The 14,418-nt window shown below is 57.4% G+C and carries 15 protein-coding genes and 1 tRNA gene; 1 reads left to right on the forward strand and 15 read right to left on the reverse strand.

Annotated features, from left to right (window positions below):
• Positions 1-91: 91 nt before the first annotated feature.
• The 10 genes from AC0J41_RS28255 to AC0J41_RS28300 form a co-directional block, all read right to left on the reverse strand.
• A complete protein-coding gene (locus AC0J41_RS28255; RefSeq protein WP_473014180.1) occupies positions 92-1,060 on the reverse strand; it encodes a hypothetical protein in 969 nt (322 codons plus the stop codon).
• A gap of 238 nt (positions 1,061-1,298) precedes the next feature.
• The gene (locus AC0J41_RS28260; protein WP_237616603.1) at positions 1,299-1,574 is read right to left on the reverse strand and encodes a hypothetical protein; all 276 of its coding nucleotides are present in this window, start codon (positions 1,572-1,574) and stop codon (positions 1,299-1,301) included.
• Complete coding sequence (locus tag AC0J41_RS28265; RefSeq protein ID WP_473014181.1) at positions 1,571-2,551, reverse strand: integrase domain-containing protein; 981 nt, start codon at positions 2,549-2,551, stop codon at positions 1,571-1,573. Before AC0J41_RS28265 ends, AC0J41_RS28260 begins: the two co-directional genes overlap by 4 nt.
• A gap of 928 nt (positions 2,552-3,479) precedes the next feature.
• Complete coding sequence (locus AC0J41_RS28270) at positions 3,480-4,799, reverse strand: tyrosine-type recombinase/integrase (RefSeq protein WP_254468624.1); 1,320 nt, start codon at positions 4,797-4,799, stop codon at positions 3,480-3,482.
• A 162-nt stretch (positions 4,800-4,961) separates the two neighbouring features.
• Positions 4,962-5,037: transfer RNA gene (locus AC0J41_RS28275), tRNA-Thr, on the reverse strand.
• Between the two features lie 420 nt (positions 5,038-5,457).
• The gene (locus AC0J41_RS28280) at positions 5,458-6,693 is read right to left on the reverse strand and encodes a methyltransferase (protein ID WP_473014182.1); all 1,236 of its coding nucleotides are present in this window, start codon (positions 6,691-6,693) and stop codon (positions 5,458-5,460) included.
• Positions 6,674-7,363, reverse strand: coding sequence for an ABC transporter permease (locus AC0J41_RS28285; protein ID WP_025110952.1), 690 nt, complete (start codon positions 7,361-7,363; stop codon positions 6,674-6,676). The genes AC0J41_RS28280 and AC0J41_RS28285 overlap by 20 nt, the downstream gene beginning before the upstream one ends.
• Positions 7,360-8,055: an ABC transporter permease gene (locus AC0J41_RS28290; RefSeq protein WP_025110951.1), complete on the reverse strand. Its 696-nt coding sequence runs from the start codon at positions 8,053-8,055 to the stop codon at positions 7,360-7,362. The genes AC0J41_RS28285 and AC0J41_RS28290 overlap by 4 nt, the downstream gene beginning before the upstream one ends.
• Before the next feature lie 78 nt (positions 8,056-8,133).
• On the reverse strand, positions 8,134-8,883 hold the full coding sequence (locus AC0J41_RS28295; protein ID WP_025110950.1) for an ABC transporter substrate-binding protein: 750 nt from the start codon (positions 8,881-8,883) through the stop codon (positions 8,134-8,136).
• 13 nt (positions 8,884-8,896) lie between these two features.
• A complete protein-coding gene (locus AC0J41_RS28300; RefSeq protein ID WP_025110949.1) occupies positions 8,897-9,670 on the reverse strand; it encodes an ABC transporter ATP-binding protein in 774 nt (257 codons plus the stop codon).
• Positions 9,671-10,222: 552 nt separating this feature from the next.
• Between AC0J41_RS28300 and gabP the strand changes: the two genes are divergently transcribed.
• The gene (gabP, locus tag AC0J41_RS28305) at positions 10,223-11,614 is read left to right on the forward strand and encodes a GABA permease (RefSeq protein WP_473014183.1); all 1,392 of its coding nucleotides are present in this window, start codon (positions 10,223-10,225) and stop codon (positions 11,612-11,614) included.
• A 71-nt stretch (positions 11,615-11,685) separates the two neighbouring features.
• On the opposite strand, the gene vapC is transcribed toward gabP, so the two are convergent.
• The 5 genes from vapC to AC0J41_RS28330 form a co-directional block, all read right to left on the reverse strand.
• Positions 11,686-12,093 (reverse strand): type II toxin-antitoxin system tRNA(fMet)-specific endonuclease VapC, encoded by a 408-nt coding sequence (gene vapC / locus AC0J41_RS28310; protein WP_025110947.1) that lies wholly within the window; start codon positions 12,091-12,093, stop codon positions 11,686-11,688.
• Entirely contained in the window at positions 12,093-12,323 is a 231-nt protein-coding gene (gene vapB / locus AC0J41_RS28315; protein WP_025110946.1) for a type II toxin-antitoxin system VapB family antitoxin, read from the reverse strand. The genes vapC and vapB overlap by 1 nt, the downstream gene beginning before the upstream one ends.
• A 166-nt stretch (positions 12,324-12,489) precedes the next feature.
• Complete coding sequence (locus AC0J41_RS28320) at positions 12,490-12,936, reverse strand: hypothetical protein (RefSeq protein ID WP_473014184.1); 447 nt, start codon at positions 12,934-12,936, stop codon at positions 12,490-12,492.
• Between the two features lie 6 nt (positions 12,937-12,942).
• The gene (locus tag AC0J41_RS28325; protein WP_473014185.1) at positions 12,943-13,356 is read right to left on the reverse strand and encodes a hypothetical protein; all 414 of its coding nucleotides are present in this window, start codon (positions 13,354-13,356) and stop codon (positions 12,943-12,945) included.
• Between the two features lie 28 nt (positions 13,357-13,384).
• Complete coding sequence (locus AC0J41_RS28330) at positions 13,385-14,359, reverse strand: alpha/beta hydrolase family protein (protein WP_473014186.1); 975 nt, start codon at positions 14,357-14,359, stop codon at positions 13,385-13,387.
• Between the last annotated feature and the right edge of the window lie 59 nt (positions 14,360-14,418).

Raw genomic sequence — 14,418 nt, forward strand, 5'->3', positions numbered from 1 at the left:
GGCGCCGCCATTGTTCATAAGCTGCTACTCCTTCGTTAGGGGCAGCATAGCCTTATATCTTCCCAGTGAGGTGCGGCAAACTGAAATTTTTCTAGATTATTTTCTTGGTTTTCATCCATGAAATAAAATTAGAAAGACTTTGGGGTTCTGGAATTTTCGCTGCGCTAAGCATACGGTGAATTCGTTGCTCATATTTTATAGGGTCAGAAGGAAGATTTTTCCACTTTTCGTTTTTGCTTGACAGGCTACGAAGTCTATTCTCCATTATTTCTTCGCTTTTTGATGCCACACTTAACGCTGCGTCAAAAGTACAGATCAGTTTTCGCGCAATCGTTCCAAATATCACGCAGTCCCTGAGGTCCAAATTTATCTTTTTATTTAGTTCCTGAGGCGGGAGTGTAAAATTGTTTTTGAAGGGGGAGGGGTGCGTACTCTGCAAAGAGATAATTTTTGCATGCGAATCTAGTATTGATTGCGTGCATAGACCATCAGAGTGGATTATCGAATTGCGGCATTTTTTGAAGTAGCTATATGCGGTCAGGTGTGCATCTATTTGGCTCCAGCAATTAAGCTTCGATAGCTTAAGAGTAGGTAGTAATTCCTTCTCCATGATAGATGAGATATTGCTGTTGGCATCAGTTATAACTGCTTTGTATCCGGGATTGTCAGTATTTTCAAAATTGAATTGAAGATTTTTCGCATGTCTATCTCTTTTGCTTTTAGGGAATAGATCGTGACAAACTTTTTCAGCCCATCCTTCATACAGTGTACAGCATTCAAATAAAAGCCATTTCGAAAACTCCTGCTCATGAACACGCCATTCCGCTTTTAGAAAAGCTTGGTTAAAATCTATTCCCCCTGGCATTGGTAGCCCAGATAAGAATTTTTTCTCAACTTCCTTTATATGCAGCTCCGGAAACTGATCCTTAAAACCTCTTACTTGCCACCAGAGCTCTCTCAAACCGGCGTAGTTTGCCCAGATAAAGGTAAATGCCGCCCCGAGACGATCGTCGACGCTCTGAGTGGCCGAAAAAAAGAACGTAGGTTTAGTTGAGGCCACAGTTTTTCCTTGGTAATAAATATAATGTACTGAATAACATGGTCGGGCTAATTATTCAAGTAACTTGATTCGGGTAAATCGCTATCAACACTAGTCTTACAGGTAACTTTCTGCAGCGTCTGAACACGGTAAACTCAACACTATGCAAGCGAGAAATTGGCATTGGGCCAAGTGGTTGCGACCATGGGGAATTATCGGTCGATTCCTGTCGGTTTTGACCATCAGAACCAGTTCCCACTCAGAGATTGAAAACCCATGACGTTTCTAGACGCCGACACAACAGTCGAACAGTAAGCAGATAGTGATATCGCGTAACTTCATTGCGGCAGGCGAGACGATGCTCTAGAAACCAAACCAAGTGCTTTCTCTGCCAGGCCCAGGGTGTTGTTCGTTGCCAACGCCCGGCAATTTCATGCTGGATAGTTTTCGCCTGCCGCAAATGTCGTTGCCGCGTGGCCTGCGACCCGGTCAGCACTCCAGCCAAGAACAGCTCCATATCGAATGGCTTGCTCATGCCCGCCCCCCAATGTAGGCAGCGACTACGTCAATTCGACCGTGCCCCAGCTCATAGCTGATTTGCCACCGGGCATCACGATCAAGGCGCCGATCTATTTGGCGACATTCTTTGCCGTTGATAGGTGCGCGGTGCTGGGTGATTTGCTCAAAGCGCTCACACGCGAACGCCGCTCGTAGCTCATGAAAGCCTTTGAGGTTGTGTCTATGAAGGATGCCCCGTGCCGGGCGGACAACTTCCTGTAGAACGCTTCGGTAGTTTTCACCTGGAGCTATCAGGTTGTGGCTACCAGCAGGCGACACCTGCTCTGCAAATTCAAGCGCGCGACTAATATGCTCATTCACCGTAATCCAGCGGGGTGCCGATGCCCCGGCGCGGCCGCCCTTGGTGCCGTCCTGGATGTTGATCTTGCCTAAGTGTTCAGCCTCACGACTTAACCGTGGCAGATCCGCCAAAATGGCCTCACGCAAGCGCATGCCGGTTGCTCGCGTCAGCAGAACGATCGCTGCAGCGCGTAGCTGATGAAGGCTGCAAAGCGCATCGACGATCTGCTTCACCTGTTCGCGGTCTTGGCCTTGCGGAACCGAGTGACGAACCCCGGTGCGCTGCATACCCAACGCCTTGCTCGGACTGGGCAACTTCACGTACTGATCGCCGCGAAGCGCTGCCATGGTCCTGTTAACGCTGGATAGCCGATTATGTGCGGTGCTGACGGCGAGGTCACCGCGCCCAATCATGTCGCGCAGATACGCCGCATAGTCGGCCAACACCTTCCGATCAATCTGCCGTGCATCATTGATACCGGGCCCCTGTTCGGATCGGCACCACTTCACGAACGCTAACCACCGATCACAGTGCGCCTTGACCGTGCCGTAATGGCCACCGCCGAACATGTCTTTCAGCGCCTGCGGCCCTGCGTAGCTCAATTGCCTGCCGTAACCGAAATTGCGGCCGTCGCGCCTACCCACTAATGCCATGACGGTTACCTCATCTTGGTTCTCCGATCCTCGCCCCACGTCATCCCGCCAAGAATGCTGAGTGTTATCAGGGATCAAGGCCCCTGCGACCTGTGGGGATGTCCTCTAACGCGGGACTGGCGACTCCTTACGACCGGGAGCAAGGGCATCTCATGATCTGGCCTCCTGAGCACCGTTACCGGTGGGCGGGTGGAGGCTGCATTGGCTGACGAGACCAGTGCCGCGAGATCCTGAGCCAGGTGCAAGCAGCAATGCGATGACCGGGGCATGCCTGACTGTCAGTCAGGTGCAGTCCATTCCTTGGTCTGCGGCACCATCATCTGCATGGCTGTTGCTGGTGACATCGGCGTTTGTCACGCCGATTGTCACGAGGGGGAATGCCGCAAAGCCTTGTGCGATCAGGGCTGCAGCAGTGGTAGAAGTGCCCGTCTCTTTCCAGAAGAAAGAGACGGGCACAGGTTGGCGCAAATTTTCGGCCAAGCGGATAGGTTGCTGCAGGGCAGCGAGGTACGGAGTATCTGGCGCACGAGCGCTATATGTGTAAGAGCATTCATCACATGGGTAGTGACCGGGCGAGCTGCCGAATGCTAATCGCCCTTGGGGAGAACCACCGCGAGAGCGGCGTGGCCTTGAAGGTTCGAGCCACCTGGGGTGCTGTCATCGACAGCGCTTGCAACTCCCGGTCTACGCCTGTGGACAATATTCGTCAAGCAAAGCGATTTCAGGTATTTAGCGCCTGTGGATAAAACTATCCCCCGGTGGACATCAGTGGTTTTCCACAGACGTACTCTGTGCCAGCAGTTTTTTCTAAGGTATGGTCCATTCAAACGGGGCGGCTATGCAGCCCCGTTTGAATGGACCCGCGCGGAGGAGCTTCATGCGGTGCTGTGGGTAACTTCACAGCGAGTTGAGGTGGTGGTGCGGCGGGTTACTCGGTCCTCTTGGCACTGCGAAGGCGCGTGACGTTCTCGCCCGTCTGCTTGGCAAACTCATGCGGCGTCACATGCTCCTCGCGGTTCGCCTCTAGAAACCGACTCCACCAGGTCATGATCATCCGGCGCTCTTCGAGGAACTCGGCCTTGTGGGTATAGGCGGCGCGCACGTTGTTGCGCTCCTTGTGGCTCATCTGCCGCTCGATAGCCGTCTCCGACCACAACCCGGACTCGACCAGCGCGCTGCACGCCATGGCTCGGAACCCGTGGCCGCAGATATCCACCTTGGTGTCATAGCCCATCGTCCTTAGCGCGGCGTTCACCGTGTTCTCGGACATCGGCTTCCACGGTTTGGCATCCCCCGCGAACACCAGCTCGAACTCGCCGGTGATCGCGTGGATCTGCTCAAGCAAGGCCACTGCCTGCGGCGATAAGGGTACAACGTGGATATCCCCGGCCATTTTTGTACCCCTTGTGGAAAAGGGTACTCCGTCCAGCGCCGGGCGGGTGTCGGGGATCTCCCAGATGCCACGCTTGAGGTCAAACTCGTTCCAACGGGCGAAGCGCAGTTCACTGGAGCGCACGAACACGTGCAGCGATAGCATCACCGTGAGGCGCGTGAGCGGGCGACCTTTGTAGCCGTCGATACGCGCCTGTAGCTCAGGCAACCGCGATAAGGGTAGTGCGGGTCGATGTGTAACCCGTGGCGTTTTGATCGAGCCATCGAGATCGTGAGCTGGGTTCGCCGTGATCAGTCGCAGCCGTTTGGCTTCGCGCATGATGCTTTGCAGGTAGTTTTTGATCCTGAGCGCCACGTCGATGGTGCCGCGCTTCGTCACGGCTTCCAGTGGCTGCATGAGGTCGTGGGTGTCGAGTTCAACGATTGCCCTGGCACCGAGCAAAGGGAATACATGAGTCTTCAACCGGCTGAGCACAGTCTTGGCATGGCCCGGCGCCCACTTCGGCACCATCCCGGCATACCAATCGAGCGCAACGCTTTCGAAGGTGCGGCCATTGATCACGGCTTGCACCTTGGCCTGCTGCTTGGACTGTATAGGGTCAATGCCGTTGGCGAGCTGCTGTTTGAGCTCGAAGCGCTTGTGGCGAGCGTCAGCCAGCCCAACCACTGGATAATTGCCAAGTGAGGTCAGGCCCTCGCGGCCATCGGGCTTCACATACCTGAGCCGCCAGCCTTTACGACCATTGGGCTTCACGAGCAGGTAAAGGCCATCTCCGTCAAAAAGCTTGTACTCACGTTCGCGAGCCTTTGCAGTGCGGCAGGCGTTGTCGGTAAGGGGTGCCGTTGTGCGAGCCATAAGGGTACTTTCCAATATCGAATTGGTAGGTATCCTTTAAAGTACCCTTATTAGCGCTGGCTGCCCTCGGAATCCGACGGAACGCCAAAACGAAAAAACCCGCCGGAAGGCGGGTTTTTCGGGGGTTCCAGAGATTTTGAAAGCTTTCTATGGAACCTTGAATGGTGCCGGCACCAGGAATCGAACCCGGGACCTACTGATTACAAGTCAGTTGCTCTACCAACTGAGCTATACCGGCGTGTGGGCGACGATTATAGCGATTGGGTTGGTTCTGTAAACCCCTGAATTCAGACTATTTTTACGCAGGCGCTGGATCAGGCGTGGCTTGGGCTGTGTCGTCGGGTTTTCAGCCGCAAAACCGGGCTTCCTGGCGGCCAATCCAGCCTGAGCGTGAGGGCAGAATTTTTGCACTGCTCAAGCACCCATTTCACCCGTTTATGTCCTTTTGATTGGAAGCTTATGCACAACGGATCGGCGCGATGGGGGTATTGCGAGGGATTTTGTGGACACGTTCTCATTTTGCTCGCAACGCCCTGTTTTACAGGTTTTTTATCTATATGAACAAAAAATGACCAATGCTGTTGCGGTCGCGTAACGGCGATGGATATTGGATCCACGGGAAAACCATCAACAGAGTTATCCACAGGCTGGAAAGGATTTAACTGCGTTCGGCCAGCAGCAGAAAATTACGTGGGGTCAGTGGGGTGTCGCAGAAGGTGCCGAGGCGTACGACATATCCCTGCTCTACGAGGAAAAGTACCCGGTCCAGATTCAGCCAAAGCTCCAGCGGTCGTCGGAACAGTCCGCGCAGCAATTCCAGGTTGCGAACTTCGGCCAAGCGCTGCCAACCAGCGACTTCCAGCGCCTGCCAATCGGGCGTGCCGATTGTGGATAACTTCTTCAATGCGGCCAGATCGCGACAGTAATCAGCGAAGGGTTTTTCCAGCCAGGCGCTGGGCAGGGACGGAGTTGGAAGGTATTCGTCGACGCCGCGCAGTTGCCGTTGCAGCAGATCAAACGCCAGGCGTCGGGCCATGGAGGTGTCGCGCTGACGTCGGACTCTTGCACCGGCGGTGACGGTTTCACTCATGGGCAGTGCAAGATCTTCGAGTGACAGCTGTAGGGCGGATCGCAAGCCCGCGCAGGACAATGCCCGGTACTCGCTGCGATTGATCCGGTTGTAACAGCATGGGGCAATGGCCATCTGCTGACATCCGGCTGCGCTCGCCAATTGCATCAAGCGCACATGTAGGTCACCGCAGGCGTGCAGGGCGACGGGAGTGTGTTGAGCGCTCAACACGGTTGCGGCGTTCGATGCCAGTACATCCTGCTCGACATGCAGAGCGTGCAGATGATGTCGCTGACTCAGCGCCTGACCGCTGGCAACCAGCGCCGGATCATATTCGACACAAGTCAGTTGTTGTCCCGCAACCAACAGGCGTCGGCCCAAATGCCCCTTGCCAGAACACCAGTCCAGCCAATGCGTTGGCTGCGAGGCGAAAGACAAACGACTGGCGAACGCCTCGATCTGCTGCCACTTGCGCCCCGGCACATCGACGTTCAAGCGATGGCCTGCTGTTTCAAGCGCATGCCCCGGCAACTCACCGACCGCGCTCAGCGCAGCCGACAACGCCGCCAGGGAAGCGAACGGCTCCGGCGCATCGAGGAGATCGGCAGGATGGTTATGCACCCGCTCTGCATCTTCCAGTGATCGTCCGCGTAGCCACGAAGCCAATTCGGGGTAGGCGCTTTCCCACGGAAGCGAAAGATGGGTGAACGGACGAGGTTTCCACAGCACCTGATGCTCGATCAAAAAAGCATCCAGCGCGGTGAAGCGGGCGAGTAGGTCCTCGCCCGTCAGCACGTAGGAAGGATCAACGCCCTTGGCAGGCATCGACGCGCAACCAGCGCTCCAGCAGCTTGAAGCCGCGCACCAGCACGTAGGACATCAGCAGATAGAACACGCCGGCGGCGAAGAAGATTTCCACCGGCAGGTAGGTGCGGGCGATGATCGTGCGGGCCATGCCGGTCAGTTCCAGCAGGGTCACGGTGCTCGCCAGCGCACTGGCCTTGAGCATCAGGATCACTTCGTTGCTGTAGGCCGGCAGACCGATGCGCGCCGCACGCGGCAGCATGATGTAGAACATCGCCTTGGGTTTGGACATGCCCAGCGCCCGCGCCGCTTCGATTTCCCCCGGTGGAATCGCCTGGATCGCGCCGCGCAGGATCTCGGCGATGTAAGCCGCGGTGTGCAGGGTCATGGTCGCGGTGGTACACCAGAACGGATCGCGCAGGTAAGGCCACATCGCGCTGTTACGGACCGCGTCGAACTGCGCCAGGCCGTAGTAGACGAGGAACAGTTGCACCAGTAACGGCGTGCCACGGAAAAAGAAGATGTAGGCGTAGGGCAAAGCGCGCACGTACCACAGCTTCGAAGAGCGGGCGATGCCCAGGGGAATTGCCAGCAGCAGGCCGGCAATCACTGCAATGGCTACCAGCTCCAGGGTCAGGGTCGCGCCCTGCGCCAGTTTCGGCAGCCACTTGATGATCACTTCCCAATTCATGAAGCGCTCCTCGCAAAGCCGCGAGCGGCGCGTTTTTCCAGGAAGTGCATGCCGGTCATCGCCAGCACCGTGAGGCCCAGGTACATGACTGCGGCCACCAGATAGAAGGTGAACGGTTGTTTCGAGACGGTCACGCCGATCTGCGCGTGACGCATGATTTCTTCCAGGCCGATCACCGAGACCAGCGCGGTGTCTTTCATCAGGATCATGAACAGATTGCCCAGGCCCGGCAGGGCAATGCGCCACATCTGCGGCATGATCAGCCTGGTGAAGATCCGCCATTTCGACAGGCCCAGTGCCACGCCGGCTTCACGGTGGCCCTTGGGAATGGCGAGAATCGCGCCGCGGAACACTTCCGTGGCATAGGCGCCAAAGCACAGGCCCAGCGCAATGACGCCGGCGGCGAAGGCACTGAGTTGCAGATCGGGATTGCCGAAAAACTCACCAAGGCTGCGCATCAGGTTGACTGTACCGAAGTAGATCAACAGCACCCAGAGCAATTCCGGGACGCCACGCACCAAGGTCGAATAAGTGCCGCCAAGCCACTGAAGCGGCTTGTACGGGGAAGTCTTGGCCAAGGCGCCGAGCAGACCGAGCACCAGTCCAAGACACAGGGCGGTGAGAGCCAGTTTGACGGTCATCAGCGCGCCGGCGGCGAGGGCCGGGCCGAATCCGTAGAGGTCGATAATCATGGATTTCTGTTCAAATTGCGGCAGGCAAAGTCGGGAGCCGACGCCGTTGAGTCACGGCGCCAGTCCCACAGGTCAGGATCAATAGATGCTGAACGGGAAGTACTTGTCGTTGATCTTCTTGTAGGTACCGTCGGCGACGATTTCCTTCAGTGCGGCGTTCAGCTTCTCGCGCAGCGGATCGCCTTTACGTACAGCGATGCCGATCTTGTCGCTTTCCACGACCGGGTCGCCTTTGAACTCGTAGTTCTTGCCGGCGTCGCTTTTCAGCCAGTCATAGTTGGCGTACTTGTCGGCGAGGATGGCGTCGACACGACCGGAAGTCAGATCCAGGTAGGCGTTTTCCTGGGTGTCGTAGAGGCTGACCTTGATGTCATCACCGTAGGTGTCTTCCAGCCAGGTACCGGCCAGCGTCGCACGCTGCGTACCGATGGTTTTGCCTTTGAGCGAATCCTTGTCGGTTTTGAAGTCGACGTTTTTCGGCGCAATGAACTGCAGCTTGTTCGAGTAGTACGGGTCGGTGAAGTCCACCGCGCCCTTGCGCTCTTCGGTGATCGACAGCGAGGACACCAGGAAGTCGAACTTCTTGGCGTTCAGCGCAGGGATGATGCCGTCCCAGTCGGATGTGACGACGGTGCACTCGACTTTCATCTTGGCGCACAGGGCGTCGCCGATGTCTTTGTCGAAGCCGACCACGTTGCCGCTCGCGTCTTTGTTATTGAACGGCGGGTACGCCGCTTCGATGCCCATCTTCAGGGTCTCGGCCATGGCACCGGCGCTGAATGCGAGGGTGACGGCGGCAGCCAGGAAGACCTTCTTGAAATTCTGCATGCATGTTGCTCCGTTAGCGGTTGCTGGACATGAATTGTTTGCAGCGCGCCGAAAGCGGGTTTTCGAACACCTGCTGAGGCGATCCTTGCTCTTCCACCAACCCCTGGTGGAGGAATACCACTTCGCTGGAGACCTGACGGGCAAAGCCCATTTCGTGAGTCACCAACAGCATGGTGCGGCCTTCTTCGGCCAATGCGCGGATGACACTAAGTACTTCCTGAACCATTTCCGGGTCAAGGGCGGAGGTGGGCTCGTCGAACAGAATCACCTTCGGTTGCATCGCCAGGGTGCGGGCGATGGCCGCGCGTTGTTGCTGACCACCGGACAATTGCGCCGGGTAGGCGTGGCGTTTGTCGGCGATGCCGACCTTGGCCAGCAGCGCTTCGGCCACTTCGATGGCTTCGGCCTTGCTCTGGCCTAGCACCCGACGCGGAGCTTCGATGATGTTGTCGAGTACGCTCATGTGCGGCCACAGATTAAAGTTTTGAAACACAAAACCAATCTCGGAGCGCAGGCGGTTGATCTGTTTGCCGTCGGCGGCAACCAGTTCGCCATTCTTGGCGGCCTTGAGCTTGAGCTCTTCACCGGCCACCAGGATCTGGCCCTGGTGCGGATTTTCCAACAGATTGATGCAACGCAGGAACGTGGACTTGCCGGAACCGGAGGAACCGAGGATCGAGATCACATCGCCGTCGCGGGCGGTCAGCGAGATGCCTTTGAGCACCTCAAGCTGTCCGTAGCGTTTGTGCAAGTTGCGGATTTCAAGCGCGGGCGTGGCCTCAGCCATGTGCGTTCCTCATATATGTTGCGCTCCTGCTGTTGGCTGGCCTTCCTGGCGAGGCGGCCAAGCTAGCATAGCGTTTCAATGGCAGCCAACAGCGCTACGGGCGGTAAGCGGATGGCGTGTGGCAGGTTGTCGCATCGGCACAGCAGACTGTCGCCCCATCAACAACCGAACGGGTGTTTGATCGTGCAAACCCGTGGGCGTCGCGTAAAAAAAGGCGCGATGTTGCCAGCTTTGGCGGGGTGTTGGAAGCGCTATCCGGCCGAACGTTCCTGAATTGCCCTTTTATTGTGCATCCCACACTTTTTCAGTGTGTTTCTGGTGCGCTCGTTCGTTTGAAAAGTGAGTCGCAGGGTAACGCTCTGGCGAATTGCCATTAATTTTAAGGACTTGCGATGACTGTCCGGTCGCGTTCAAAGCCGCGGGCCAGAAGAGTTTGAAACATTTTGGCGCATTTATTGCGTGCAGAATCCGGAACGCCCCGTTGGTTTCTTTTTACGAGAAGGAAAGCCAGACGGGACGGACGCAATCGCTTTCCTTGCAAAGGTAGTTTCGATGAGCAGTACCCCAAGCTCCAATGGCCTCGAACAGGGGCTCAAACCGCGTCATGTGACCATGTTGTCGATCGCCGGTGTGATCGGCGCCGGTCTGTTCGTTGGCTCCGGCCACGCTATCGCTGCCGCCGGCCCTGCCGTGCTGTTGGCCTACGCCGCCGCCGGTACCCTGGTGGTGCTGGTGATGCGCATGCTCGGTGAGATGGCTGTGGCCTCGCCCGACACCGGCTCGTTCTCGACTTACGCCGACCGTGCCATCGGGCACTGGGCCGGTTTCACCATCGGCTGGCTCTACTGGTGGTTCTGGGTCCTGGTGATCCCGCTGGAGGCCAACGCCGCCGCGACCATCTTGCACGCATGGTTCCCGAGTGTAGGCATTTGGGCGTTTGCGTTGATCATTACCCTGCTGCTCACCGTGACCAACCTGTTCAGCGTGAAAAACTACGGTGAATTCGAATTCTGGTTTGCCCTGATCAAAGTGCTGGCGATCATCGGCTTCATCATCCTCGGTCTGGCGGCCATCTTCGGCTTCCTGCCAAACAGCCAGGTCAGCGGCGTTTCGCACCTGTTCGACTCCGGCGGCTTCCTGCCAAACGGCATGGGCGCAGTACTGGGCGCGATCCTGACCACCATGTTCTCGTTCATGGGCACCGAAATCGTGACCATCGCGGCCGCGGAATCGAAGAACCCGGGCAAGCAAATCTCCAAGGCCACCAACTCTGTAATCTGGCGGATCGGCCTGTTCTATCTCGTCTCGATCTTCATCGTCGTGGCCTTGGTGCCGTGGAACGATCCGACCCTGGCCAACCTCGGTTCCTATCAGACCGTGCTTGAGCGCATGGGCATTCCGAACGCGAAAATGATCGTCGACATCGTGGTACTGGTCGCGGTGACCAGCTGCCTGAACTCGGCGCTGTACACCTCGTCGCGCATGCTGTTCTCCCTGGGCAAGCGCGGTGACGCGCCAGCCATGTCGACCCGCACCAACAAAAGCGGCACGCCTTACTGGGCGGTGATGCTGTCCACTGGCGCGGCGTTCCTCTGCACCTTTGCCAACTACGTGGCGCCGGCTGCGGTGTTCGAGTTCCTGTTGGCCAGCTCCGGCGCCATCGCGCTGCTGGTGTACCTGGTGATCGCGCTCTCGCAACTGCGCATGCGCAAACAGCGCATGGCCCGCGGCGAGAAAATCGTCTTCAGCATGTGGCTGTTCCCGGGCCTGACCTACGCGGTGATCATCTTCATCGTCGCGGCCCTGACCATCATGCTGTTCCAGGAAGCCCACCGCGTGGAAATCCTCGCGACCGGCTTGCTGAGCCTGTTGGTGGTGGCTGCCGGCCTGCTGGTAGCACGCCGTCGCAAGCTGGAAAAACGTGGTGCGGTGGTGCTCAACTGATCCGTAGCGCGTAATGCAAAACGGCCGCTGTCAGTGATGACGAGCGGCCGTTTTTGTTTGGGAACGGTGGATTATTCAGGGTGCACCCAATCTTCTGTGCGCAATCCGGAAACACGTTCAAATTCCCGTACATTGTTCGTCACCACAATAAGGCCTTGTGAGCGCGCGTGACCGGCGATCATTTGGTCATAGGGGCCAATAGGTGTTCCTGCTCTAGCCAGCTCAGATCGAATCATTCCGGCCTGCGCTGCTGCGTCATTGTCAAAAGCCAAGACTTCCAGTCGAGCAACGAATCCTTCGACAACCGAAAGATTCTTTTCGGGGGCCGCCGACTTTTCAGCGCCGTAGATAAGCTCCATGAGCGTGATAGCGCTGATGCACAATTGTCCGGAATGTCGGTTGAACGCTTCTCGGACAATTTGTGGTTTGTTCTTGATGGTGAAAATACAGACGTTGGTATCCAGCATGTATTTGATCATCAGAACGACTCACGCTCCTGATCATTGGGTTGCTCACGGTCAACCATGAAATCGGCGGAAACGTTATCGCCATCGAACCAGCTATCCCAGCTTTCTCCGGCAGGTGTGATGACGCGTGTTCTGCCGATGGCGATCACTTCAACGCGTTTGACATCGCTGGGCATTGCGACTGCCTTGGGCAGTCGAACGGCTTGGCTTCTATTGCTCATGAAAATTGTGGTTTGTTCCATGTTCGGCCTCCAATGTCCGCGTCTGCAATGAAGCAAGAATAGGTTGCGGTTGGGATATGTCAATGGGATATACATTGCGCTCGGACGGAGGGCTTTCGAATCGGCCAAATAAAAAAACGGCCGCTGTCAGTGATGACGAGCGGCCGCTTTTGTTTCGGAGCGGGGTTTATTCGCTCTTTTCTTCCTGCGTATCCATCGACTTGCCATAGGTATCCAGCGCAACTCCGAAGTCGGTGATGAACTGCGGCTCGCTCAGCCAGGCCTGGGCGGTTTCGATGTCCATGCCGTCGGCCCACATGCGGTAGTCGATCAGCATGTCGGCGGCCAGGTGGGTGGCGGCCATGCCTTCGTTTTCGGCGTTTTCCATGTCCAGCAGCTCAGGATGGTCAACGATGATGAACGCCAGCTCACGCAGCAACGTCAGCAGCATGTCGTTGCGGCTGACGGCTTCGGCGTCGCGCATTTTGCTGAACATTGCCAGGGTGTATTCCGGGATCGGCTCGGCCAGATGCCCGAGATCGTCGTCCTGGTCCAGCGGCTTACGGCCGACCATACGGATCTGCTTGGCCTTGGCGCGTTTGGCGCGTTTCTGTTGCTTGTTCAGGGATGCCATGGGAACTCAGTTCTTCTGTTGGGTTTGTGCGGCGATCGCGTCGGACGCCGCCACATAGTCGGCCTGGAAGGCCGGGGATTCGATCCAGGCCAGCGCGCCGGCTTCGTCGGTCTCTTTCGACCACTGGCGATACTCGATCAGTGCGGCGAGGATGAAGTCCATCGCACCTTCTTCGCCCTCTTGCTCGTAGACCAACTCGAGCAACGGGTCTTCGAGGAACGCGGTGCACAGCGCTTGCTGGCTGATCTTCTCGGCGTCGATCATTTTCTTGAACAATTCGGTCAGGTCCACCGACTCGAAATCGATGCGGTCATCGTTCGGATCCAGTTCGACCGGCGCCTCGGGGCGTTTGGTGCGGTTCTGCTTGGCCTTGGTCTTGGCCCGGGCGGCGCGTTTTTGCTGCTTGTTGGCGGAGGCCATGGTGTGTTCCGTCGTGCGTTGAAAGGGCTCAGCTGCGCGGCACTGTCCGCCCGGGTGAGTCGGGGGCCAGCTCGCCGGTTTGCAGCCAGGTCAGAGCGATGGGCCATAGTGTGGCTTGGTATGCGCTGCGAAAAAAGGCGAAATGTCCGACTTGTTGTTCGCCGATGTCGTGCGGCTCGATGCGCAGGTGGGTTTTGTGCGCATGGCTGAAGTAGCAGAGCAGGCGTTCGATGGCTGCGACGGTGCCGTAGGGGTCGTCGCTTATGCTGATCGCCAGGGTCTTGGCGCGGACGTTGGCGAAGGGCAGTCGACCGGAAGCCTTCAGCAGTCTGCGGCCGCTCGGGCGTTGCTCATATCGCGCTGTAGGCGTGCTCCAGTCGCGTACGACGCCGGCGGGCGTGTCCTCCAGCCAGCCGAGGCGCTTGCCGGGGAAATAGCCACAGAAGCGCGTCAGCAGCGGCATCAGCAGATGCCATTTGCCGAACATGCGCCAGCGCTGTTCCGACGCATAGTCGCGCCAGTAAGCGAACTGCGCGCCGACCGTCACCAGCCGACGAATGACCTGTCCCGACTCGCCAAGCCCAGCTGCGCAGCCGCCGAAACTGTGACCGACCACGTCGATGGGCTGACCGGGGAATTCCCGTTGTGCGCGTTTTAGCATCGCCTCGAAATCCAGCGCACCCCAATCGGTCCATGAGGCCTCGAGGCCTTTCAGGGTTGCCGGGCGGGATTCGCCGATACCCCGGTAGTCATAGGTGATCACGTCGAAACCGTTGGTGAACAGATAATCGGCGAAGCGCGAGTAATGTCGGCAGCGTACCGAGGTGGCAGCGTTGATGATGACCACCGGGCGTTGTTCATCGGGCACGGTGTGCCGCCAGATGAAACCGCCGAGCACAACGCTATCGGCGGCGACTTCCTTGAAAGCCTCGCCGTGTTTATCAGTCAAAGCCGGCGACTTTGACTGCGTGTCTTGCGTTGCTGGCGCATCCTGACAGCTCATCGCTTTCGACCTATTCGAGGAGCTGCCAACAATAGTCTTAGCGCCATCCGGGAACAATC

The sequence above is a fragment of the Pseudomonas sp. Arb-4-2C genome, assembly GCF_055755015.1.